At 50.2% G+C, this 22,669-nt stretch carries 18 protein-coding genes, 1 tRNA gene and 1 pseudogene; 11 read left to right on the plus strand and 9 right to left on the minus strand.

The window, feature by feature from the left end:
- Positions 1–434 precede the first annotated feature (434 nt).
- A tRNA-Gly gene (locus Q0W37_RS12135) sits at positions 435–507 on the minus strand.
- Positions 508–598: 91 nt separating this feature from the next.
- On the opposite strand from Q0W37_RS12135, the gene Q0W37_RS12140 reads away from it, so the two are divergent.
- On the plus strand, positions 599–1,237 hold the full coding sequence (locus tag Q0W37_RS12140) for a hypothetical protein (RefSeq protein WP_297701824.1): 639 nt from the start codon (positions 599–601) through the stop codon (positions 1,235–1,237).
- Positions 1,238–1,322: 85 nt separating this feature from the next.
- On the opposite strand, the gene nudC is transcribed toward Q0W37_RS12140, so the two are convergent.
- Positions 1,323–2,198: an NAD(+) diphosphatase gene (gene nudC / locus Q0W37_RS12145; protein WP_297701825.1), complete on the minus strand. Its 876-nt coding sequence runs from the start codon at positions 2,196–2,198 to the stop codon at positions 1,323–1,325.
- A 165-nt stretch (positions 2,199–2,363) separates the two neighbouring features.
- Here nudC and Q0W37_RS12150 point away from each other — a divergent pair, with 165 nt between their 5' ends.
- From Q0W37_RS12150 to Q0W37_RS12160, 3 genes are all read left to right on the plus strand, one after another.
- Positions 2,364–3,848, plus strand: a complete 1,485-nt coding sequence (locus tag Q0W37_RS12150) for a DUF1846 domain-containing protein (RefSeq protein ID WP_297701826.1) — start codon at positions 2,364–2,366, stop codon at positions 3,846–3,848.
- A 300-nt stretch (positions 3,849–4,148) separates the two neighbouring features.
- Positions 4,149–8,024 carry an MBG domain-containing protein gene (locus tag Q0W37_RS12155; RefSeq protein ID WP_297701827.1) on the plus strand — a complete coding sequence of 1,292 codons (3,876 nt, stop codon included), beginning with the start codon at positions 4,149–4,151 and terminating at the stop codon, positions 8,022–8,024.
- A 28-nt stretch (positions 8,025–8,052) separates the two neighbouring features.
- Positions 8,053–8,190 carry a hypothetical protein gene (locus Q0W37_RS12160; RefSeq protein ID WP_297701828.1) on the plus strand — a complete coding sequence of 46 codons (138 nt, stop codon included), beginning with the start codon at positions 8,053–8,055 and terminating at the stop codon, positions 8,188–8,190.
- Between the two features lie 250 nt (positions 8,191–8,440).
- Here the strand turns inward: Q0W37_RS12160 and Q0W37_RS12165 are convergent, their stop codons facing one another.
- The 3 genes from Q0W37_RS12165 to Q0W37_RS12175 form a co-directional block, all read right to left on the minus strand.
- Positions 8,441–9,142, minus strand: a complete 702-nt coding sequence (locus Q0W37_RS12165; protein WP_297701829.1) for a hypothetical protein — start codon at positions 9,140–9,142, stop codon at positions 8,441–8,443.
- Positions 9,143–9,297: 155 nt separating this feature from the next.
- Positions 9,298–10,254 carry a dihydrodipicolinate synthase family protein gene (locus Q0W37_RS12170; RefSeq protein ID WP_297701830.1) on the minus strand — a complete coding sequence of 319 codons (957 nt, stop codon included), beginning with the start codon at positions 10,252–10,254 and terminating at the stop codon, positions 9,298–9,300.
- A 55-nt stretch (positions 10,255–10,309) separates the two neighbouring features.
- Positions 10,310–11,092, minus strand: a complete 783-nt coding sequence (locus Q0W37_RS12175) for a hypothetical protein (RefSeq protein WP_297701831.1) — start codon at positions 11,090–11,092, stop codon at positions 10,310–10,312.
- Between the two features lie 88 nt (positions 11,093–11,180).
- On the opposite strand from Q0W37_RS12175, the gene Q0W37_RS12180 reads away from it, so the two are divergent.
- The 4 genes from Q0W37_RS12180 (at position 11,181) to Q0W37_RS12195 (ending at position 15,741) form a co-directional block, all read left to right on the plus strand.
- Complete coding sequence (locus Q0W37_RS12180) at positions 11,181–12,794, plus strand: phosphomannomutase (RefSeq protein WP_297701832.1); 1,614 nt, start codon at positions 11,181–11,183, stop codon at positions 12,792–12,794.
- 24 nt (positions 12,795–12,818) lie between these two features.
- Positions 12,819–13,625, plus strand: coding sequence for a hypothetical protein (locus Q0W37_RS12185; RefSeq protein ID WP_297701833.1), 807 nt, complete (start codon positions 12,819–12,821; stop codon positions 13,623–13,625).
- A 30-nt stretch (positions 13,626–13,655) separates the two neighbouring features.
- Positions 13,656–14,399: a YebC/PmpR family DNA-binding transcriptional regulator gene (locus Q0W37_RS12190; RefSeq protein ID WP_297701834.1), complete on the plus strand. Its 744-nt coding sequence runs from the start codon at positions 13,656–13,658 to the stop codon at positions 14,397–14,399.
- A gap of 238 nt (positions 14,400–14,637) precedes the next feature.
- Entirely contained in the window at positions 14,638–15,741 is a 1,104-nt protein-coding gene (locus tag Q0W37_RS12195; protein WP_297701835.1) for a hypothetical protein, read from the plus strand.
- 23 nt (positions 15,742–15,764) lie between these two features.
- On the opposite strand, the gene Q0W37_RS12200 is transcribed toward Q0W37_RS12195, so the two are convergent.
- Genes Q0W37_RS12200 through obgE form a run of 3 tightly spaced genes read right to left on the minus strand, consistent with a single transcriptional unit; the run spans position 15,765 to position 18,535 of the window.
- A complete protein-coding gene (locus tag Q0W37_RS12200) occupies positions 15,765–16,910 on the minus strand; it encodes an N-acetylmuramoyl-L-alanine amidase (RefSeq protein WP_297701836.1) in 1,146 nt (381 codons plus the stop codon).
- A complete protein-coding gene (gene smpB, locus Q0W37_RS12205; RefSeq protein ID WP_297701837.1) occupies positions 16,910–17,380 on the minus strand; it encodes an SsrA-binding protein SmpB in 471 nt (156 codons plus the stop codon). Before smpB ends, Q0W37_RS12200 begins: the two co-directional genes overlap by 1 nt.
- A gap of 3 nt (positions 17,381–17,383) precedes the next feature.
- On the minus strand, positions 17,384–18,535 hold the full coding sequence (obgE, locus tag Q0W37_RS12210; RefSeq protein ID WP_297701838.1) for a GTPase ObgE: 1,152 nt from the start codon (positions 18,533–18,535) through the stop codon (positions 17,384–17,386).
- Between the two features lie 82 nt (positions 18,536–18,617).
- On the opposite strand from obgE, the gene Q0W37_RS12215 reads away from it, so the two are divergent.
- From Q0W37_RS12215 to Q0W37_RS12225, 3 genes are all read left to right on the plus strand, one after another.
- On the plus strand, positions 18,618–19,823 hold the full coding sequence (locus tag Q0W37_RS12215) for an FISUMP domain-containing protein (RefSeq protein ID WP_297701839.1): 1,206 nt from the start codon (positions 18,618–18,620) through the stop codon (positions 19,821–19,823).
- A gap of 125 nt (positions 19,824–19,948) precedes the next feature.
- Positions 19,949–20,137 (plus strand): hypothetical protein, encoded by a 189-nt coding sequence (locus Q0W37_RS12220; RefSeq protein ID WP_297701840.1) that lies wholly within the window; start codon positions 19,949–19,951, stop codon positions 20,135–20,137.
- Between the two features lie 9 nt (positions 20,138–20,146).
- The gene (locus Q0W37_RS12225; protein WP_297701841.1) at positions 20,147–22,285 is read left to right on the plus strand and encodes an FISUMP domain-containing protein; all 2,139 of its coding nucleotides are present in this window, start codon (positions 20,147–20,149) and stop codon (positions 22,283–22,285) included.
- A gap of 155 nt (positions 22,286–22,440) precedes the next feature.
- Here the strand turns inward: Q0W37_RS12225 and Q0W37_RS12230 are convergent.
- Positions 22,441–22,659, minus strand: a pseudogene (locus Q0W37_RS12230) (transposase); the annotation flags it as partial.
- Between the last annotated feature and the right edge of the window lie 10 nt (positions 22,660–22,669).

Raw genomic sequence — 22,669 nt, forward strand, 5'->3', positions numbered from 1 at the left:
AAAAAGACCAGACTTTAGCTTTTCTTAGAAGGAAAAGGGTTTGACGTCTCGCCAGAACCCGCTACGCGGCTGGCTCGCCGCCCTCCGGGCTTATCGCTACGCTCAAAGTCCAAAATCCTTTTCACGGGCTTACGCCCACAAAAGAATTTTGTCGAACCCTCTTCTCGGGTTCTCAACCCATTTGCCATACTGGTAAAACAAAAGGACCAGACTTTAGCTTTTCTTAGAAGGAAAAGGGTTTGACGTCTCGCCAGAACCCGCTACGCGGCTGGCTCGCCGCCCTCCGGGCTTATCGCTGCGCTCAAAGTCCAAAATCCTTTTCACGGGCTTACGCCCACAAAAGAATTTTGTCGAACCCTCTTCTCGGGTTCTCAACCCATTTGCCATACTGGTAAAACAAAAGGACCAGACTTTGTCTGGTCCTTTTGTTTTAGAGCGGGAAAAGGGTTTCGAACCCTCGACATCGACCTTGGGAAGGTCGCGCTCTACCAACTGAGCTACTCCCGCGTTGGGTGTTAATTTAGAAAAAAAGAGGCTTTTGTAAAGGGGATGTCTATGATAATCACGCAGATTTGTACGTTTTTTCTATCATTGGAATATGTTTAGAGTTTTTTTTCCGAAGGCTTGTCGCGGGTTTGTCGCGCTGGTTTCTCTTGCTTGCTTGGTCTCGGTCGCCCATGCCGAAGATAAGTCCATGTGGCAAAAGTTTGTCGACTTTTTCTCCCCGACTTCGGAAGTGGAAGGCGATGGGCCGTTGTACGACGAACTGCGGGAACTGGATAGAAAAATTCACCGGATCGAGGGTAAGTACGCTCGCGAACGTCGTCCGATGAACAAGGATCGCTACAAGAAGGAACTAGCCCAGTTGAAAAATGACCGCGAGGAACTTCTCAAAAAAATAGAAGCGCAAAAGGCGAACGGTTCTTCTGCGCAAACGGCTTCCAGCAGTTCGATGCCTGCAAGTAGCTCCGCTAAGGTTGTTTCCTCTAGTTCCATGCCGCTCAGCAGTTCTGAAATGCTTTCGTCAAGTTCCCAGATGGAGTCGTCTTCTTCGGAAAGCGTTCCTGTAGCCGATTCGACGACGGTCCTTGCCTCTGCTGCGGATTCATCGGTTGCGTGTAGGCCCGATACGGTCTATATCCGCGATACCGTTGTGGTGCATGACACCTTGTATGTGATGCTTGCTCCAAAGCCGGAACCTGCCGCTGAAAAGGCCCCGGCCGCTTCTGCGAAGTAAAGCGTCCGCTCTCGTACATCGCTTCTGGATCCCCTCCCTCGTTAGGCTCGGTCGAGGATGACTTCTACGAACCACTAGTCACTGTTTATTGAATCGTAAATCCTCGGCGGAAATTCTCGATAAGGCAGCAGCTGATGCTTACGTCGGTTTCGTATTCGGGAATGTCTTCGCGTTTTACCCACATTGCTTCAGAAAGTTCCGCTTCCTGCATGTGGATGGTGTCGTCGCCGTCGAGTTCGGCGGTGAATCCTGCAATCAGCGAATCGCTGAACGGCCACGGCTGCGAACCGAAATAGCGGATGTTCTTTACGTGGAGTCCCGCTTCTTCCAGGACTTCGCGCTTGACCGCCTGTTCCAGGCTTTCGCCGATTTCCACGAATCCCGAAATCAAGAAAAGGCGTGGATTCGGGTTGTCGATGTTGTGCGCCATCAGCAGCTTGTCTCCGTTGCGTACGGCAACGATGACGACGGGTGAAATGCGTGGGTAGACGGTGTTTCCGCACTTAGGACAAATGATAGAACGTTCGTGGTCGCCCCGGATAGTGACGTTTCCGCAGCGTCCGCAGAACTTGTTCAGGCATTCCCAGTGGGCAATGTGGGCGCAGGTGGCGCCTCCCATGCGTTCGACCGGGTTCATGCTGCGGAAGGTGCGAGATCCCATGAATTCATAACCTTCGGGAGTGGCGTTTTCTGCCGAGTCCGGTTCGGTTGCGGCCTTGCTAGTGTCCAAAAAGAATGCGGTGTCGTCGATGCTGAAAAGATAGTGCCCTTCGAATTGTTCGAGCGACTTGCCTTCGGAGTCGAGCAACTCCTTGACGCGGGGAATGGCGTAGTTTGCCGCCCCGTCCATTTTTTTTAGGAGAGTTTTTGTGCCGTTGTAGCGGATAATATAGTCGCTTGGCTTAGGGTCGCAAATTCGGAATTCGTTGTCGAGCTTGTGTGGGGCGATTTCGTGAATCATGGTTATTGCCGTAGGTTTGAAGTAAACAGTACGTTACGAAATGTAAAGTTAGAAAAATGCTTGCGTGCCGTTTGAGGTCGTTTTGGATAGGGGAACATGGTTAGTTATGGGGCTACTTTTTTTATTTTTGTACGGTTGAATTTTTAATGATTTGGAAAAAGAAAGATGTTTAAAGTTGGTTTTGATAACGCGGCGTACCTCAAGACGCAGTCCGAAAAAATTGCCGAACGCATTGCGAAGTTTGGCGGTAAACTTTATCTTGAATTTGGCGGAAAACTGTTCGACGACCATCACGCATCCCGCGTGTTGCCTGGCTTTGCGCCCGATAGTAAAATCCGCATGCTCGAAAAGCTCAAGGACAAGGCCGAGGTCATTATCGCCATTAATGCCGGTGACATCGAGAAAAACAAGGTCCGTGGTGACTTGGGCATTACCTACGATCAAGATGTCTTGCGCCTGATTGATGCCTTCCGTGGTTACGGCCTGTACGTGAGTTCTGTTGTGCTGACCCGCTGGCAGGAACAGCCGAGTGCCGTTGCTTACCAGAAAAAACTCGAAGGTTTAGGCCTCAAGGTTTATCGTCATTATCCGATTGCGGGTTACCCGAGCAACATTCCGCTCGTGGTGAGCGATGATGGCTACGGCAAGAATGAATTTGTTGAAACTTCTCGCGAACTTGTGGTGGTGACGGCTCCGGGCCCCGGAAGTGGAAAGATGGCTGTGTGCCTTTCGCAGATTTACCACGAAAACAAGCGTGGTGTAAAGGCTGGCTATGCCAAGTTCGAAACCTTCCCGATTTGGAACATCCCGCTCAAGCACCCGGTGAACCTCGCATACGAAGCGGCCACTGCCGACTTGAACGACGTGAATATGATCGACCCGTTCCACCTGGAAGCCTACGGCCAGACGACCATCAACTACAACCGCGACGTCGAAATCTTCCCGGTGCTTAACGCCCTGTTTACCCGCATTCTCGGTGAATCTCCGTACAAGAGCCCCACGGATATGGGCGTGAACATGGCCGGCAACTGCATTGTCGATGACGATGCAGTTTGCGAAGCCGCCCGTCAGGAAATTATTCGCCGTTACTACAACACGCTTTGCGACGTGCGTAAGGGCAACGCCGACAAGGATCAAGTTTACAAGCAGGAACTGATTATGGAACAGGCCCAGATCAGTACTGCAAACCGCCCCGTGATTGCGGCTGCCGTCAAGAAGGCCGAAGAATCCGAAGGCCCGGCTGTAGCAATTCAGCTGAACGATGGCGCTATCATTACGGGTAAGACGTCGTCTTTGCTTGGCGCCTCTTCTGCAATGCTTTTGGATTCGCTGAAGCACTTGGCTGGTATTCCTGATGAAGTGCGTCTGCTTTCGCCGATGGTGATTGAACCGATTCAGAGTCTGAAAACCAAGCAGCTCGGCCACAAGAACCCGCGCCTGCATATGGATGAAGTTCTGGTTGCGCTCTCTGTTTGCGCCCTCACGGATTATAACGCCAAGATTGCTATGGAAAAACTCCCGGAACTTCGCCACTGCGAAGTGCATTCCAGCGTGATTCTTTCTCAGGTGGATGTGGGCGTGTTCCGCCGCCTCGGTGTGAACCTCACCACTGAACCGACATATCAGACCAGCAAACTCTACCATGGGTAATTAAGAATGTTGTTCTGGTCTCGTCCGTGAAGGTCCCTGAGCCTAAGCCTGTGCTGAGCGAAGCCGAAGCAAAGGGCCGAACCGTCATCCTGAGCGAAGCCGATTTTTGTAAAAAATGAAAACCACCTACTAGTGATGTGAACCCCGAAAGTTGTGTCCAACTTTCGGGGTTCACATCATTATGCCGGAGGGTTGCTTTTTGTTAATATGCGTCATTAACTTATGTAAAAATTTCTAAATTTGCGTTTGATTTTGTATGACGTGAACAAAAGAACCTTTTATAACAGGAGGAAAGTGTCCATGTTCTCCAATCAAAAACTCTCTTTACACTCGCTCCGTTTGGGGTTTGTGCTCATCTTTACCCTGCTTATGGCAGCAACCTCGTGGGCTGCGGATCTTGAAGCAGTTTCGTACATCGATGAAAATGGCGCTGAAAAGTTCCTTGAACCGGGCTCTTACACCTTGCTCGATACCTTGCTTGGCGGTGAATATGGCAAACCCGACGAGAACGATGTCATCCACATCCCCGGTGGCTGGTATGTGGTGCAGAACTCCAATCCAAATGGCGAGAATTTGAATATTGCCTTTAGAACGCTCTCCTTCGATGGCGAAACCCATATCGTCATTGAAGACGGCGCAGAAATGCATCTTGAATCAACTGATATAAAATTAATCCAAGGCGACTTGTCAATCTACGGACAGACGCTTGGTACGGGTACGCTGACTGTTTATGATTCGTCTAATACGATTTGTCCCGTTGTTGTCAATGGGAACTTGAGCATTAACGGAGGGAATATCACCATAAGAAAAGGTGATGGACTCAAGGCTATAGAAGCATCTGGAGAAGTCCATATCAACAGCGGAACCGTCAATATTTCCTCTAACATCGACAAAGATGATCCAGAAGCAGAAGCAACAATCCAAGCTGATGATGGAGTTATCTTGGACTGGCACAATGCAAATGACCGCTATACATTAGGTCGTGGAAACAGCATTTCTTTTGCTAAAGATAAGGGTTTTAAAGATGAAGACGGCAATGTTTATAGCAAGTTTGATGAAAGCCTGATTGATAAAACCATCTTGCCATGTTATGTCGTGACCCTTAACCTCCAGGACGGCCGCACACCAAATACGGTCGCTACAACCTTTGACGAAAATGACGTGGCACACGTTGCAAAGCCCGAAGATCCGAGTCGATTCGAAATGAAGTTTCTCGGCTGGTTCACTACTGAAAATGGCGATACTGAATTTGACTTCTTCGCACCCGTAACCGCAAACACTACCGTCTATGCCAAGTGGGCTAAAAAACTCCCAGAAATAGAAATTGACAAAATTCCCGACCAAATCTACATTGGCGACTCTATTTGTCCTACCCCCGATATAGAAAAGCCCGACAGCATTCTCGTAAATGATGACTACAAAGTTTATTGCGAAAACAACTTAAATGTCGGTAAGGCATCATTTGTCATTGAGGGAATCGGAAGATATTATGACAAAACTATAAAGGAATTTAACATCACAAAGGCCCCGCTCACTGTTGTAGCAAAGAATAAGACGATTTCTTACGGTGACGAACCTGCAAACGACAGTGTCGAATGTATTGGCTTTGTCGGTGTCGATACGTTAAAGGAAATATCCGAAATTCTTAATGGTACGATATCTTATGAGTATAGTTATAAGGCTGGAGATAAAGCAGCTTCTGGCTATACAATCACGCCGGGGAATGTGACTGCCAACAACTATGAAATTCAATTTAAGGAAGGTGAACTGACTGTTGTGCCGAAGGAAGTTTCCATCGCCTGGGACAAGCAGAATACGTTCACATACGATGGAACCGAACATATCCCAGCAGTAACGTTTGAAGGTGTTTTGGAAGACGACAAGTGTAGTTTCACGGTGACGGGAGCCGCTACAAATGCTGGCAAATACACGGCTACGGTAACAGAGTTGAGCAATCCCAACTACAAGTTGCCGGAAACAGGCTTCGAACAGGCCTTCGAAATTACAAAGGCTCCGCTCACGGTTACGGCCTTGAACGATACGATTGTCTATGGCGACGATCTTTCCTTTGCTGGCGTTGTATATAGCGGCTTTGTCGGCGAAGAAGATGAGTCGGTCTTGAACGGAACTCTAGCTTACGAATGCAAGTACGATAGGGGTGGTGCTGCAGGCAAATATGATATTACGCCGAGTGGCTTGACAGCCGAAAATTACGACATTGAATTTGTTGCAGGCGAATTGACGGTTGGACCGAAGAATGTTACCATTACATGGGGCAACACGTTGTTCTTCTACGATGGCAAAGAACATGTTCCGACTGCTACGGTAGAAGGTGTTTTGGAAGGCGACAAGTGCGTCGCTACAGTGACAGGTGCCGCAGAAGAGGTCGGAAACCACATTGCCACGGTGACGGAAATCTGCAACAGCAACTACAAGTTGAATAAGACTGCAAGCACATCTTTCTCCATCAGGGAATTGACTGATATTGCCTACATCGACGCAAACGGCAGCGAACAAACCTTGACAAAATACAATGTCCTGACCGGCAACGAAACTGCTCTTGATGCGGGTTGGTATGTAGTGCTGAACGACATTACTTATACAAACTCCCTCCAAATTAGTGGCGACGTGCATATCGTTTTGACCGATGATTACACGATGAGCATCGGAACAACGGAGAATAGCATTAATAGCTATGGCATCACCAAGGACTACAATGGCAAGGCCAGCCTGACCATTTATGGACAGTCCACTGGCACCGGCAAACTTGATATTTATGCTTGGGATAAGGCCATTTATGCAGACAACGTGACCCTCAACGGAGGCTTTATCAATGCAGAATCTTCAGATCTCGCAATTTATTCCGAGGGCGAAGTAACGATCAATGACGGTACAGTCATTACCAAAAGTAGTGGAAGCGCAATCTTCGCAAACGAAAAGATTAACATTAACGGAGGTATCATAACCGTTGAAGCTCAGTCTACCTGTAGCAGTAGCATGGAATCATGGAATCCTGTCACAGGAGCTCCTGGAGAAATCAACTTCAGTTGGAAAAATGAAACCGACTCGATTATGTTTAAGAGTCCGTTCTACGGGATGATTTCCTTTGCAAACGGAAAGTTCTTCAAGGATGAAGACAACAACATTTATGCGGGACACCAGTATGTATACTTTGGTAATGAAAGGACTTTCACTCCTTATTACGCTCCGTTCGTGGTTTATACAGATTATTTAGATGACAAGACCTATGTCGCGATTGACGGAAACTTTAACGGCACAGACGCCATCAAGATCGAAACGGATATCGCTGTTGACAAAATTATCCTGAACCGCACCTTTAAGCAGAGCGGCTTTGCAACGATCATGCTTCCGTTTGACTACGACGCCAGCAATCTCCAGGGTGTAAAATCCATCGTCGAGTTCAATGGCGTTCAGCAATCTAACGGAAAATCAAGTGTGGGTATGCAGTACGTATGGTGCAACAAGGACGTCCAGGATTCTCTCCAAAAAGACGCTATCGCAAAATGCAATGCAAACGGTGACACGGACTGCGAAAAAACTGCCAAGTACGAACGATGCAACGAATCCGACTATTTCGACAATGCTGGCAAGATATTCGCCTACACCCCGTACATGGTGCAGGTGGATGCAGATGTCATCACGTTCACGATAGGAGCGACGCTCAAGCCGACCCCCGCCAAGACCGAAACTCGCGGCGAAGTCGATGGAGATTGGATTTTCCGCGGTACGCTGCAAAAGCATACTTGGACCGAGGATGAAACAAAGGATGGACTCATCCGCGCATTTGCCGCAAAGGTTCAGGATGGAGCCAAGCAAATCGGCCAGTTCGTAAAGCTCGGTGCCGGAGCCTACTCCCCGGCATTGCGTGCCTATATGATCAAGGAACCGAAGGTGCAGATGAACGCTCCTCTTCCGAGAGGTGTCGAGTACGCTCCTGCAATTATGCCTAGTGCCGAAAACAATCTTCCTGAGACCATGGATGTGGTCATCGTTAGCCGCAGCACCACAGGCGGCAACGAGCAAACCACCGTCATTGGCTCACTCAACCCGCGCACGGGCGAATTCCACCTGAACAACGTGGGCAAGCGCACCTTCGACCTCAAGGGCCGCAGCGTAAGCAAGCCGAGAGCCAAGGGAATCTATTTGAAGAAGTAATTAAACCACTAACCAGGTCCAAACGATTATGAAAAACGAAACTCAGACTGAACTGAAAAAATCCTACACCGCACCGACGATGGAAGTGGTGAAAATCAACAACCAAACGAATCTGCTGTGCAGCAGCGACCCCAGCGATCCAACTTATTGCGGTGAGATATACTAGTCTTCACCCGCAGAAATAAACGCGCAAAGGCGACCGCAAAGTCTAAAAACAAGTAGTTCAATACGATTGGATTTTGCTCTCGCAACCGCCCCTGTTTAATGACAGGGGCTTTTTGTATGAAGAATTAGGCTTGAGATAAAACGGAGGCCCCGCAACAAGTGCGGGGTGACAGGCTTGCGCTTGTAACAAAAGTCGCGACATTGTCGCGACTTTTTAGCTTGTATGCAATTACTTTCGTTGCTTTGAAGAATTACTTCTTCTTGGATGCCTTCTTGGCGCCCTTCGGAGGATGGACGGCGATCTTCTTCACGCTTTTGTCTTCTTCCTTGGCGAGTTCAGCTTCTTCGGTTTCGAAGATTGCCTGAGCCTGACGGAGTGCGTCGGTCGGGTCGACTTCGATTGCTTCGGAGGCTTCGTCTACGAGTTCGGCAAAGTCGTCATACCAGTCGGCAAAAATTTCCACTTCGAGGTGGTCGACACCCGGAACGGTGAGGCGTGCGCCACAGGCTTCGCCCACGCGGTCGAGGTACTTTGCCATCTGCGGCTTCAAAAGCGTAAGGTCGAGGCCGTCGAGGTCTTCGGGTTCAAAGTAAACGCCATCGACATCGGAATCGTCGTCATCCTTGGCCTTCTTCTTAGACTTCTTGTCTGCGCACTTGCCGCACTTGCACTGTCCGTCGCAGCATTCTTCGTTTCCGTACAGGGCCATGTATTCTTCGTCGTCCATGCCGCTGTCGTAGTAGAATTCATCTTCTTCGAGGTACAGGGTTTCGACAAAGATTCCCTTAGCGCCGAGCGTCTTTGCTGCGGCAATGAATTCCTTGAGGTCGCCGCCGAAGTAGCGGGTGGTTTCCATGTCTTCGTTCAGGGTCTGAACGGGAATGGGGGAGAGCTTCTGCTTCTTGAGGTAGTCGCAGATTTCGTCACTGATGGATTTCTGAATCTTAGCCATGGGATTCTCCTAGGTAAAATAGACTAGAGGCGAGAGAACGCTTCGCAACTGCGTTGCTTTGCTACAGACGAGAGAAATTTTTTTGAAAAGATTAAAATGATTTATTTAGCAATCTCTCGTCTTTCGTCTGTAGCCGCGTAGCGGCGTTCTTTCGTCTAAACGTGGTACTTCTTGAGGCTCGGGGCCTTTTCGTTGATAAGCTTCATAATGCGTTCGACCGCTTCGACGCCGTGGGCGGTATCCTTCACGCTTACGAGCGGCTGGAACAGCGGGCTGTTGAACAGCGTGCCGAGCGGAATCGGGTTCTTGCGGCAGAACGTGATGTCGATGTAGTCGCGGGCTGCAATCTGCAGGTCGTGCGCCTTGATCTTGTCGCCGGCCTGGTGTGCCTTGTACAGGTCCACGAAAATCTTTGTCGCCTCAGGAATGTTTCCGGTTGCGCTCACGATACCCGTGCCGCCCATTTCGAGCAGGTCTGCGAAGAGTCCGTCTTCACCGCTCATCACGGCGAAGTCCTTGCCCTTCGTTTCCTTGATCACGCGCATCGTGTCTTCGTGGTACTTTTCGCCAAAGCCGAATTCAACGGCCTGCTTGAGGCCGATGATGTTCTTGTCTTCGGCAAGTTCAATCAGGGTGTCGGGGTGTACGTAGCTGGAGGTACGGCCCGGAACGTTGTAAATCACGATCTTTGCGCCCGTTTCGCTGCTCAGCGTACGGTAGTGCTTCAAAAGGCCTTCCTGCGGCGGGTTGTTGTAGTAGCCAGTGACGCAGAGGACTGCCACCGGGGCAATCTTCTGAACGTTTTCGATCATTTCGATAGATTCGCGGGTGCAGTTGGAACCGGCGCCGGCAATCACGGGCACACGGCCGTCCACATAGTCGAGCGTAAACTTGATGATATCCAGGTGCTGCTGCGGAGAAACCGTTGCACTCTGACCCGTGGTCACGGCAGGGAGCACGCCACTTGCGCCGTTAGCGATCACGTCGTCGATCATCTGGCCCATCTTCTTGTAGTCGATGGAGTTGCGAAGGTTCTTGGGATCGTCGTTCTTGAGCGGGGTGAACAACGCGGGGAAAACACCAGTAAGTTGAGAAGCGTTAGTAATCTGCATAGTGATTATAATATAGTATTAGACGGAAGGTGAAATTTTGGGGATAGGGAAAATATTACTCTTTTCGGGGACATTCGATGGTGTTGGTGGTCATGAAACAACGTCCTTCGTCTGTCGTTTCCACGCAAAGCTCTTCGCCGTAGTCGCAGTTGACGGCGAAATCGTATCCTAACGAAGGCTTGTCCTCTAGGGTGTCGGGAACGCTTTTCCCAGCCTTTTTACGGTCGTAGGCACCATCCCTAAGATAGGTGACTCCGTTGTCGCAATTGATGACTTTGAGCGAGTCCCCGTCTTCCAGAACAATTTCGTTGTTGTAGCAGTAAACCTGACAGTAGCCGCCTTCGCAAGTTTCGAGGGTGTATCTCTTGCTGAACTTTTCTTCGTCTATGTTCGATCCGTCTGAGCAGGTGTACATGATGATACTCGTACATTCTGTTAAGGTACAGGCGGAGACGTAATGCTTGGCGCAGGAGTTCCCGTCTTCACAGTGGTAAGACTCTAGGTAGATGGTGTTTTGAATCGTGAGGTTAGAATAGATGCCTTTGCATACGATCAGCTCTCCGCTTGGATTATCAAAATTGGCGTTATCCGAGGAACTGTTCGGTTGGTTCGGTTGTGTTGCCGCCGAAGAACCGGCAATGTCTGAATGGTTAGTTTGTTCTGAACCTGAGCTTTCGGTCTTTAAGGAGGGCGAAGACGATGTGTTAGAGGCGGATTCCTGTCCGGAGCTGTAGTTTTGGTCTTCGGAGTTGCTTGGGGAGCTAGAATTGTCGCCGCATGCGCTAAAGTTCACTGCTAAGGGAATCAGGAATAAGGGGAATAGGGTGTTTTTGAACATAAGACGCCATCGTAAGGGTTTTCTTTGCCGATAGAAAATAGATTTTTTTTCTAAATTTTATCCGTAAAACTTTAATATAGGAACCCCTATGGAAAACATTACGCAGATTTGGAAAAAGATTCAGTCCCCCGAATTTAACCCGGCTACCGATATGGGCCTGGTTGAACAGGTTAAGCAGGTTGCCCTGACCTCGCAGGAAAGTGCCAAGGTGAGCTTTGGTACGTCCGGCTGGCGCGGCGAAATTGGTTCCGAATTTACGCTCCGCAACCTCCAGGTGGTGGGCGCTGCCATTGTGCGTCTCTATAAGGAAGCTACTCCTGAATTGTTCGCCTCTCTCGGCGTGAAGGATTTTGCCGAACTCCAGAAGCGTGGCGTGGTCGTGGGTCACGACAACCGCTTGCTCGGTCACGAATTCTGCGAAGCCGTGGCTGACCAGTTTGCAAAGGCCGGCGTTAAGGTCTACTACGGTGGCGAAATGCCGACTCCGGAATTTTCCGCCTGTATCGAAATGCTCGGTGCCGCCTGCTCCATCAACATGACTCCGAGCCACAATCCGAGCCACTACAACGGCATCAAGTTCAACCCGGCCGACGGCGGTCCTGCCGGTCCGGAAATCACGAACGTCATCACCAAGCTTTCTAACGAAATGATGGCCACCTGGAAGTTTGAACCGGTGGGCAAGGTTGACTGGGAAATCATCGACTCCCTCAAGATCTACAAGGAATTCCTTGTGAAGCAGGGAACCATCAAGTTCGACCGCATCAAGGACTTTATCAAGAAGGGCCGCCTCACTCTCGTTTGCGACCACGTGCACGGTTCTACCCGTCGCCGTCCGGCCGCACTCCTCGACAATCCGGAATGCCTCATCACGCTCCGCAACGAAGACGATTCCCTGTTCGGCGGTATCGCTCCGGAACCGTCCAGCAAGAACCTCGAAAAGGTCCGCAAGGTTCTCGACGAAAGCAAGTCCTGGTTCCGCCTGGGCGCCATCTTCGACCCGGATGGTGACCGTATCCGTTTCTACGACGGTACTCGCGAAATCGATATGAACCAGTTCGGTGCTATCGCTTTCCACTACATGGCTACCTGGCGCAAGGAACAGGGCTGTGTCGCTAAGTCCGTCGCTACTTCTAACTTTGTGAACATCATCGCCGAAAAGCTCGGCGTACCCGTGATGGAAACTCCGGTGGGCTTCAAGAACTTCCGCCCCTGGCTTTCCCGCAACGCCAAGCAGAAGGCTCTCGTCGCTTTCGAAGAATCCGACGGTATTTCTGGCCTCAACAACACTCTCGAAAAGGATGCCCAGTTCGGCCTCCTCATCGCTCTTGAAATCATGGCGGTGACCGGCAAGAACCTCGGCGAATACCTCGACGCTTTGTACGAAGAATATGGCCGCTTCTACCCGACACGTTCCGGTTTCGAAGTGGATAAGTCCCTCGTGGGTGAACCCCTGAAGGCTAAGGTGAACGCTATTGCCGATATCGCGAAGCCGGGTGCTAAGGTCATGGTCGGTAACAACGAAAAGACCGTGAAGCAGCTCCTCACGCTCGACGGCGTGAAGGTCATCTTCGACGACGATTCCTGGATGCTCGTGCGTCCGTCCGGTACGGAACCCAAGGTCCGCATCTACACGGAATGCCGCAACCCGGATGAAAAGGATCCGATGTTCGAGGCAGCGAAGGCTCTGTTCTTCAAAAATTAATAAGTGATTCAAGGAAGGTTCCTGATGAAAAAACTTATCGCAGTTCTCTTTCTCGTTTTTGCGGTTGTTTGTCCTGCGCAGTCGCTTAAGCCTGAATTCCAGGCTTTTTCGGGTGCGCTCCTCAAGCTCAAGAAAGCGGAGAAAGGTTATCACAAGTTCCGTTTGACGGTGGATGTGAATCCGTGGGCTTTCCAGGCCGATGGTGAAGTCCAGGCTCCGGGCGGTGATGGCGATGCCCTGATTACGGGCCTTTTCGATGGCGATGTCTACGCAGTGCTCGCTTATGTTCCTTCTACGGCGGCTGGTTCCGACGGCAAGGAATATCAGGTGGGTCTGTTTGACATCATGCTCTATTTCGACGAGGAACCGACCAGAATTCGTAACCTGCGCTTTAAGCTTTTGCCTCCTGCAAACGACGAATGGGCGATGGGTATCTTGAAGGATGCTCTGGAATCCGGTTCGCTCCTAGGTAATGTGTGGGGCGGCAAGTACGACAAGGCGATCACCAAGGCGTCTGCCGATCCGATGGACAAGGCGAAACTTCGCGCCCTTCAAAAGAAGAATTCCAAGAGAATGGATGACGACGGTACGATTTCGACTCGCAAGCGCCGTGTTGAGGCTAGCGATGACGAAGAAGTCACCCCGAAGAAGAAAAGGAAGGCGGCGATGGAAGATGACTCTTCGATTAACAAGCGCAAGCGCCGCGTCGAAGCCGAAGAGGAACCTGCTCCGACCAAGAAGAAAAAGAAGAAAAAAGTTTCTGGTGACGAATGCGACGATCCGAGTCTCTCTGTCAAGGAAAAGCGTCGTTGCCAGCTGAAGAACAAGTAATTTTTAACTAAAACCAATTAGAGGTAATCTATGTCCGGTCACTCCAAATGGGCCACCACCAAACGCAAGAAAGCCAAGACTGACGTTGCTCGCGCCAAGGCTTGGAACAAGTTGATCAAGGAAATTTCCATTGCTGCTAAGCTCGGCGGCGGCAACCCCGACGCAAACCCGCGTCTCCGCGCTGCTATTCTTAAGTCCAAGAGCCAGAGCTTGCCGACCAAGAACATCGAAAGCGCCATTGCCAAGGGAACGGGTGCAAACTCCGGTACCGAAATGACGGAACCGCTGTACGAAGGACGCGGCCCGGCCGGCATCGCCATCATGGTGCAGTGCCTCACCGACAACAAGGTCCGTACCGTTGCCGAAATCCGCAACATCTTCAACAAGAACAATGGTGCCATGGGTGAATCCGGTTCCGTTTCTTGGGCCTTCACCTACAAGGGCGTGATTATTGTTGACGCTGAAAAGTATCCGGAAGACCAGGTCATGGACCTCGTTCTCGAAGCCGGTGCCGAAGACATGTCCACCGAAGACGGCGTGCATGAAATCTCCACCAGCCCCGAAGCTTTCGACGCCGTTTCCAAGGCTCTCGAAGCTGCCGGTATCGAAATGATGAGCGCAGAAATCACCTACGTCGCTAACGACCCGGTGAAGCTCGGCCATGACGATGCCCAGAAGCTCCTCAAGCTTATCGACAAGTTCGAAGACCACGACGACGTTCAGGACGTTTACCACAACGCCGAAATCGACGAAGCCGACATGGACGTTGAGTAGTCCGTAAGGCGAGTGATGCGGGATTGCTTGCAATCCCATATCCGAGCCGAAGGACAGACGCTGAAGCCGAAGGCGTAAGCGTCAATAGTCCGAAAGGCGAAAAATCTAAAAATGTAAAAACCGGATGCTTTAGGCATCCGGTTTTTACATTTTATCCATAAAATTTTATTGACAAATTATCTTTTGCTGATAAAAGTGTCTATATTAAGGGAGAAGGTGTTAAGGAAAAGGAGGAAACATGAATATTCGTAGGTTTGTTCGTCTGGGCAGTTTGTCTGTCGCATCCTTGTTTTGGGCAAGTTGCGGTAGTGATTCGAGTTCGCAGGTTTCTGCATCGTTAGCTCCTGAGCCAGACTCTTCGGCCGATGCCGTTAAGAGTAGCTCGAGTGAAGAGGAGTCGGCTAATTCATCTGCAACGTCGGCGGAGGAATCGAGTTCATCCGAACAGCCCACTTCCTCAAGTGCCGAAATCGCATCTTCGGCAGACGAGGAGTCTAGTTCTTCTGACGAGGAGATTTCTTCCAGTTCCGAAGCGACAAGTTCGTCGAGTGAGGAACTGCTTCGGTTGGCTAGAGACACTTCTGTAACTTGCTCAACGTTCCAGAAAGTGGAAGAATTCTGCCCTACATCTTCAGAACCTTACTATTCCTGTACAGATTTGCAGGAGTTCCTGAAAAAAGACACTACGGTTTCGGAAAAGATCCTGGATGCCTGGGAAGAAAAGCTTATGTCGTGCGATGCCTATCCTAGAGATGAGCCACTTTATGGAATCATCTCCCGCGTCTGCCCCCATTATGCAGTAGCTTATCTTAAATGCTCCGATGGTAAGACATACAAACTGTACAAGAACGAAGATGGACTTGCCTATACCACCGAAAAGGAGTATTACGCGACTCACAGCTCAAGCTCCGTTGCCGAAAGCTCTAGTTCCAGCGCAGAGCCGGAGGATCTAGTCACGAATTGCCCGCAAGATTCTTTCGCAGTGTTTGCGGATATTCTTGCCGATGTACAGAAGGAACTGTACGAAATTTTTGCGAAGGAATTAGACGAAAATGATGCCTTGCCCGAAGCAAAAAAGGCATACCTGGCTAGCATCCTAGATCGAGAAAAAAAGACGATGAACGGGAATCTGTTTCCCTACTATTCTGCAGGTGAAAATTATAACATAGAACATACGCAAGTGTATAATTCGGAATATTGGTTCGAGGGCTATATCGCGAAACTCAAAACCTGTGCAGGGGGAGAGCCCGAAACGACTGCTCTCTACCGTGAAACATACGATGAGATTCTCCAGGAATGTCTCGGTTTGATTCGTGATGAATTGAACAAGATTACGGAATAATAGACTCAGGCTTCTCGCGAAATCTATCTGCCTAAAGTTTCACGGTAATTGTGGACGGCGGCCTTGTAGGTGCTGACCGCCTTTGCGACGCGGGCTGCGATGTCTTCTTGCGCCTTGGTCGTTGTCATGTAGGTTTCTTCTTCGGGGTTGCTGATAAAGCCGATTTCGAAGAGGACTGCGGGCATGAGCGCACCGACGAGCACCATGAATCCTGCACCGCCGACGCCTCCGCCCTGGCGCTTGATTTTGCCACCGTCGAATGCCTTGAGCATTTCTTCGGTGAACATGTAGCTGTTCTGCTTGTACTTTTCGAGGCGAGCTTCCAGCTTGAACCATTCGAGGGGGGAGAGTTCTTCCTTGGCGTTCTTTTCGCCGTAGAGCGTGGCCACCTTGTTTTCGCGGCGGGCAATCGCCTTGTCTTCTTCGCTTTCGGGGGCACGTAGCACGTACACGTGATAGCCCTTGATTTGTTTTTTGCGTTCGGGCGTGGCGTCAATCGCGTTGCAGTGCAGGCTGATAAACAGATCGCCGTCCCATTGGTTGGCCAGGTTCGCGCGTTCGCCGAGTTCGATGAACACGTCCTTGTCGCGGGTCATCTTGACGTTGAAACCTTCTTTTTCGAGAGCCTTTTTCAGGAGTTTGCCGACGGCGAGTACGATATCCTTTTCGTTGGAATTCTTGCCCTGGGCGCCGGTGTCCTTGCCGCCGTGGCCGGGGTCAATCACGATGGTCTTGACTTCGCGGGTTCCTGCGGTTTCGTTCTTGGGTTTTGCTGCCGTGGTGGCGGGAGTTGCTGGGACTGCGGCGACTTTAGCCGAAGACGAAGAAACTTTTGCGGCGGAGCTGCTGCTTGCTGGGGCGACCGGTGCTGTTTTGTCGGTCTTGTATAGGCTAGCGACATCTGCCGAATCGAGCAGAATGTGCCCGTCCGTAATTTCGGGGGCGTGCTTGAGTTCTATGGAGTTGCCGTGGCTACTGACGTAGGGGAGCCCGATGGCGAACTTGAGTGTGTCGCCTTCGCCTGCGAGTAGGAATGTCTTTTGGACGGGGAACCAGTGGAAACTAGCCTTGTGTTCCTTGGCGACTTGTTCGGCGTCAACCTTGTTGCTTGCCCAGGCAGAAGCTGCGAGAGCGACGCAAAGGAAAATGAGCCAAACAAGGTTTCTCATTATTTGTGCGCCTTTGCCGCACGGGCCATTTCGAGTTTTGCGTCGCGGTTGATGATGTCTTGACGCTTGTCGCGCTGATCCTTACCACGGCAGATTCCCATTTCGAGCTTGGCGTGGCGGTTCTTGAAGTAGAGCTTCAAGGGAATGAGCGTACAGCCCTTCTGCTCCTTGGCCTTGCGCATCTTGGCGATTTCGTGCACGTGGGCCAGGAGCTTGCGGCGCCTTGCTGGGAAATGGTTGAAACGGTTAGCGAAAAGGTATTCGTCGATGTGTGCACCCACGAGCCAGATTTCGTTCTTGGATTCATCGATGTCGATCCACGCTTCGCCCAAGGTGCACTTGCCGTCACGGATGGACTTGACTTCCGAACCGATGAGCATAATACCCACCTCGAATGTCTCGTCGACGAAGTAGAGGTGGTTCGCCTTGCGGTTTACGATGACCGGAGTGCTCTGTTCCTTTTTCGCCATTCGTTAAGCCTTCTTCTTGCTCCAGCCGGATTTTGTGCCGGCGCTTTTTGAAGCGGTAGCCTTCTTGGCAGCTCCCGTCTTGGTGGAGGCGCTCTTCTTGGCTGCTGTTTTGGTGCCGTTCTTGCCGCTTGTCTTGCTGTTGAAGCTGGTTTCGACCTTCTTGCTTTCCCAGCCGACTTTTTTCTTCTGGGCGTGCGGAACGGCTTCGTCCAGTGCTTGCATCAGTTCCTTGCAACCGTCGCCGTTCATGGCCGAGGTCACGATGACCTTTTCCTTGTGCGCCTTGAACTGGCTGATCGCTTCGTCGATGCCGAGGTCGCTCTTGTTGAGGGCGATTACGTAAGGCTTCTTTGCGAGCTTCGGGTGGAATGCCTTGAGTTCTTCCTTAAGAACGGTAAACTGCTCGTAGGCGTTTTCTGCAAAACCGTCGATCACGAACAACAGCGTGTGCGTACGTTCGATGTGCTTTAAAAACTGGTGGCCGAGGCCCTTGCCTTCGCTAGCGCCTTCGAGCAAACCAGGGATGTCTGCGACCACGAAGCTGTGGCCGTTCATCTGCACAATGCCGAGTACCGGTTCGAGGGTGGTAAACGGATAGTCGCCGACTTTCGGGCGGCCACTCGAAATCTTGTTCACGAGGCTAGACTTGCCTGCGTTCGGGAAACCGACGAGGCCTACGTCTGCCATAAGCTTGAGTTCCAAGAAAAGTTCGCGCTTTTCGCCTTTTTCGCCGGGGGTGCACTTGCGCGGAGCCTGGTTGGCAGGCGTTGCAAAATGCTGGTTGCCCATGCCGCCCTTGCCGCCGCGAGCCGCAATCCACTTTTGGCCGGGTTCGGTAAGGTCTGCGAGAATGCGACCTTCGGCATCCTTCACGATGGTGCCGCGCGGAACGTCCACAATCAGGTCTTCGGCGCTACGACCGGTACAACGCTTGGCGCCACCGGGCTGTCCGCTTTGAGCCTTGTACAGGCGAGCGTTACCCATGTCGAGCAGGGTAGAGAACTGTTCGTTCACCTGCAGAATCACATGACCGCCGCGACCGCCGTCACCGCCATCAGGACCGCCGAGGGGAACGAACTTTTCGCGGTGGAAACTGCAAATGCCATCGCCGCCCTTACCGGAGCGAACTTCAATTGATTTTTCGTCTAGGAACATGATGCAAATGTAGAAAAAGAACAGGGCTTGGTGTATTTGGATTCTATATTTGGTATGATAAAACAATGGTCAAAGGGAAAAAATGAAGACAAGACAAATTAACCTGATTGTAGCGGGGGCGTTGGCTGTTTTTGGCCTGTGCGCTTGCGATGACGAAACGACTGCTGCGTCCGAATCTCCTGCAATGTCCGTGCTTGAGTCGGGCAAAAAATTGGGCGATTGCACCAAGAACAATGTGGGCGAAATGGTTTATGTGTCTGATTTCTCAGCTGTGTTCTACTGTGCTGATGGTAAGTGGCAGATGCTGAACGGCAAGGACGGTGCCGATGGAAAAGATGGGGCCGATGGTAAAAATGGTGCTGATGGAAAGAACGGAACCGATGGCAAGAATGGTACCGATGGTAAAAACGGAACGGATGGCAAGGATGGTGAAAATGGAGCCGATGGGCAGGGAGGCTCGTCTGGCCGCGATACCGTTGTTGTGAACCAAAAGGATACAGTTGTCGTTCGCGATACGGTCGTGGTGGTTAACCGTGATACCGTGGTGATTAAGGAAACGAGTGGTTCAGGAAGCTCTGAAAGCTCGGGTAGCGGAACATCGCTGACGGGAAAAACGAATTGGGTGTATTTGAACCCTGCAATTAGTTATGGCGAAATAGCCGATGAACGCGATGGCCAAGTGTACAAGACCGTGAAGATTGGTGACCAGGTGTGGATGGCTGAAAACTTGAATTTTGAATACAAAGTTGTTGACGAAAGTACAGGTAAAGAAAAATCAATCGGCAATTATTGCAATAAAGACGGTTGCTTGAAGTTTGGTCGTTATTATTCATGGGCTGCGGCTATGGACAGCGCCGGAGTTTATTCAGAAAGCGGAAAGGGCTGTGGTTATGGTCTGACTTGCACACCAGTTTATCCTGTTCGTGGCATTTGCCCCGAAGGCTGGCATCTGCCGGATTCGACGGAATGGGAAGCCTTGTATAAGGCGGTGGGCAGTTCCCCCTATGCCATGCAGGCGATTGAATTTGAAAAATGGCTGTATGCGACTAATGCCTACGGGTTCTCCGCGCTCCCTGCTGGCAACTGCGACTTTCGTTCTAGTTGTTCTTCCTCCTTCGAGAATGTCGGTTCTTATGCCAACTTCTGGAGTTCCTCTGATCTCGGTGGTAGCACGTTCGCCTACTACTGGAACATGGGAGCGACCTATGCAAGCATCGAGCGCTACTACGACTTCCGCGGCGCCAAGTACGACGGCTTCGCAGTTCGTTGCCTTAAGGACTCCGAATAATTTATCCCGTATAATTTGAAAAAATGCCAGTTCCTATTCCTTGGGGCTGGCTTTTGCTTTTCAGCGAATAATCGTTGCGTTGACCCCATTCTGGAATTTCTTGGACTTGAATATCTGTATGGCAGATGTCAAAAACTCGTCTGGATTCCGGATTTGTACCCAAAGGCGGAGACGATGACCGCGCCATCCACCGTGCGGGAATCCTTGATTATGAGACCGACAAGCCGATTGTCGATAGTGTCAATTTTACGGTGGGAATTTTGACTCAGATCTGTTTGTTTTTTACATTTGAAGAAGTAATGTCTGAACATTAGAGGCTTACAATGAAATCTTTCGAAAAATTATTGATGGCATCGGCCTGTGCTGCGATTTTTGTGGCGTGTGGAGACGATTCCGGTAGCAACGGTAAGTCCGATGCAGGTGATGAAATCTTGCAGGCTGAAACTTTCGATGACTTGCCCAATTGCAGCAAGAACCGTGATGGCGATATCATGGAAGTTTTGGATGAACGTGTCGCCTACATTTGCGATGACGGTCGCTGGGAATACGATCATGATATCCTTGATTCCGTAAAGACCGAAGACAAACTCCCGAATTGTACGAAAAAACGCGAAGGGGATAAGGCTTACGTCATCAAGGATGAAACTGTTGTTCACTGCTCTGATGGAAAGTGGCAAGAGACGGACTTGGAAGAGGAAAATTCCAAAACGAAGTCTTCCAGCTCCAAGAAAAATTCCGAAGGCAAGTCAAGCGGAAAATTCAGTGATGACGATAGCTCCGATAGTGGAAACGGAAAGTCATCTGCAAATAGCTCTAGCAGCAATGGCGGCGAAAAGTCCAAGGAAAGTTCTTCGGACAGTAAGGAAAGTGGAAACACTGAAAAAAGTTCCGATAGCAGGGACGCCGTCGAGTCGACAGGTACCGAACGCGATTCTCGCGATGACCAGGTTTATAAGACCGTGAAGATCGGAAACCAGTGGTGGTTTGCTGAAAACTTGAACTATGACGACGGCTATGGTGTGTGTCCGATGAAGGAAGAATCGAACTGCAAAAAGTATGGACGTTTGTATACATTCCAGAGGGCTAGTGAAAACGCCTCTGATGCTGTTTCGGTATGTCCGAGTGGATGGCATGTTCCGGATTCTTTAGATTGGGTCGAATTGATTGCGTATGTGTCTAAAAATAATGGGGGTGAACCTGTCGGAGTAAGCCTGAAGGCCAAGAAGGGCTGGTTCGTGGAAGGCGATACGGTGCTTATCGAAGCGGGGGATCCGTTTGCTCGGGATTCAACGCGAGTTGCTGCTGCTCCGGGTACGGACCGGTTCGGTTTTAAGGCCCTGCCCGCGGGAAGCTGTTGGGAAAGGGGCGGATGCTATATAGGGGATGACACCCGCTTTGCCGCATCGTCCTTTACTGAATTTGGCGGAGGCTATAAGCTCGCTTTTGACAAGGATGATTTTTTGTTTGATGAGGATGCCTCTTATGGATTTATTTCGGTACGTTGTCTGAAAAATCCTGTGCTGAAGGTTGATCCGATAAAGTCTGTTGCTGTGTTCGGTTCTCGATTGTGGATGGCAGAAGATTTGACGAAAAATGGTTCCGAAGTATTTTCTACCCGTGAGGCGTATATTGCGTGTCCCCAAGGCTGGAGATTACCGAGCAAGGATGAATTTGACGAACTGATGGCAAGTAAGAATTTAGATAAGATATTTAAGACGGGGGAATCTGTGTTTTTTACGAGTGATAGATATTCCTACATCATCGATTTTCGCGAATGTTTGCCCTCGGGGACTTGCACCGGTTCTCATGGGTGGGGAAAGATTCAATCTAAAGGGCTGGTCCGCTGTGTTAGGGAACAGGAAGTTGATGAAGTTGAAGAAAGTTCTGTTACGAAAGCTTCTTGCAGTGCTTCAGAATTCAATGAGTCAGATAGTTCCGTGGTTTGGTCGGTTTCTGGGTGTGGCTCGGATTGTGAATATATTTGGGATTTCGGAAAGGACTCTGCTGGGGTTAAGATTTCGGGCAAGACTGCGAAAAAGAAATTTTCTAATGTGGGTAGCGCCACTCCAACAGTAAAGATACGTGTCAAGAACGGTTTTGTTGTTGACGGGGAAAAGTATGATGCTTCCCGCTATGTGACTTGTCCCTCGGCTTTTGCTTCGATGGGGTCTTTGGTTTTCCCCCCGAATTCTATGGAGAGGATTCCCTTGATTGGAGGTGTGAGTTATAAGGCCGTTTTGGAAACAACTTGTAACGAATATGGCCGCTATGCGTATTTAAGTTGCGAAATGCAATATGATGGCATGGGGGATAAGGAGCTTCTGATTGAAGGTGAGAATTTTGAAGAAAAGTATAAGGGAGAATTTGTTATAAATGAAGATGTTGGTCGTAAAGTCTGTGATGGGAAGGTGTTCACCTTGAAACCTTCTGCTGATATGGAATGTTACATCAGCTACAATTAATTGAGCTTTGCAAGATTTAGAAAAAAAGGGACCCGCCGGCGAAGCCGGCGGGTCTTCATATACGGGCGTAGCCCTACAATACTAGCGGCGTGCAAGGGCACGCACGTCAATCCGCCATCTGCAAGAGTCCATACTAGGACGCCCGTAAACGGGCACTACTTGCCAAACATGGATATTTGTTCGACCATTTTATCCTCCTCTAATTGTTGTTGGATATACGCCTTGATTCGGTCTGCGTTTTTACCAGCCGTGTCAACATAGTAGCCCCGGCACCCAAAGACCCGGTTCCTGTACTTGTTTTTCAGTTCTGGAATTGTGTCAAACAACTCCAGACTGCTCTTTCCCTTCAGGTATCCCATAAAACTTGATGTGGTACTTGCAGTT

The organism is uncultured Fibrobacter sp., from assembly GCF_947166265.1.
GTDB lineage: Bacteria > Fibrobacterota > Fibrobacteria > Fibrobacterales > Fibrobacteraceae > Fibrobacter.

Bases quoted from the DNA above. Each gene is read 5' to 3' on its own strand.
- nudC (WP_297701825.1), bottom strand. From the start codon at position 2,198: ATGATTCACGAAATCGCCCCACACAAGCTCGACAACGAATTCCGAATT.
- Q0W37_RS12160 (WP_297701828.1), top strand. From the start codon at position 8,053: ATGAAAAACGAAACTCAGACTGAACTGAAAAAATCCTACACCGCACCG.
- smpB (WP_297701837.1), bottom strand. From the start codon at position 17,380: ATGGCGAAAAAGGAACAGAGCACTCCGGTCATCGTAAACCGCAAGGCG.
- obgE (WP_297701838.1), bottom strand. From the start codon at position 18,535: ATGTTCCTAGACGAAAAATCAATTGAAGTTCGCTCCGGTAAGGGCGGC.
- Q0W37_RS12170 (WP_297701830.1), bottom strand. From the start codon at position 10,254: ATGCAGATTACTAACGCTTCTCAACTTACTGGTGTTTTCCCCGCGTTG.
- Q0W37_RS12200 (WP_297701836.1), bottom strand. From the start codon at position 16,910: ATGAGAAACCTTGTTTGGCTCATTTTCCTTTGCGTCGCTCTCGCAGCT.
- Q0W37_RS12220 (WP_297701840.1), top strand. From the start codon at position 19,949: ATGTCAAAAACTCGTCTGGATTCCGGATTTGTACCCAAAGGCGGAGAC.
- Q0W37_RS12165 (WP_297701829.1), bottom strand. From the start codon at position 9,142: ATGGCTAAGATTCAGAAATCCATCAGTGACGAAATCTGCGACTACCTC.
- Q0W37_RS12155 (WP_297701827.1), top strand. From the start codon at position 4,149: ATGTTCTCCAATCAAAAACTCTCTTTACACTCGCTCCGTTTGGGGTTT.
- Q0W37_RS12150 (WP_297701826.1), top strand. From the start codon at position 2,364: ATGTTTAAAGTTGGTTTTGATAACGCGGCGTACCTCAAGACGCAGTCC.
- Q0W37_RS12185 (WP_297701833.1), top strand. From the start codon at position 12,819: ATGAAAAAACTTATCGCAGTTCTCTTTCTCGTTTTTGCGGTTGTTTGT.
- Q0W37_RS12190 (WP_297701834.1), top strand. From the start codon at position 13,656: ATGTCCGGTCACTCCAAATGGGCCACCACCAAACGCAAGAAAGCCAAG.
- Q0W37_RS12195 (WP_297701835.1), top strand. From the start codon at position 14,638: ATGAATATTCGTAGGTTTGTTCGTCTGGGCAGTTTGTCTGTCGCATCC.
- Q0W37_RS12215 (WP_297701839.1), top strand. From the start codon at position 18,618: ATGAAGACAAGACAAATTAACCTGATTGTAGCGGGGGCGTTGGCTGTT.
- Q0W37_RS12175 (WP_297701831.1), bottom strand. From the start codon at position 11,092: ATGTTCAAAAACACCCTATTCCCCTTATTCCTGATTCCCTTAGCAGTG.
- Q0W37_RS12180 (WP_297701832.1), top strand. From the start codon at position 11,181: ATGGAAAACATTACGCAGATTTGGAAAAAGATTCAGTCCCCCGAATTT.
- Q0W37_RS12225 (WP_297701841.1), top strand. From the start codon at position 20,147: ATGAAATCTTTCGAAAAATTATTGATGGCATCGGCCTGTGCTGCGATT.
- Q0W37_RS12140 (WP_297701824.1), top strand. From the start codon at position 599: ATGTTTAGAGTTTTTTTTCCGAAGGCTTGTCGCGGGTTTGTCGCGCTG.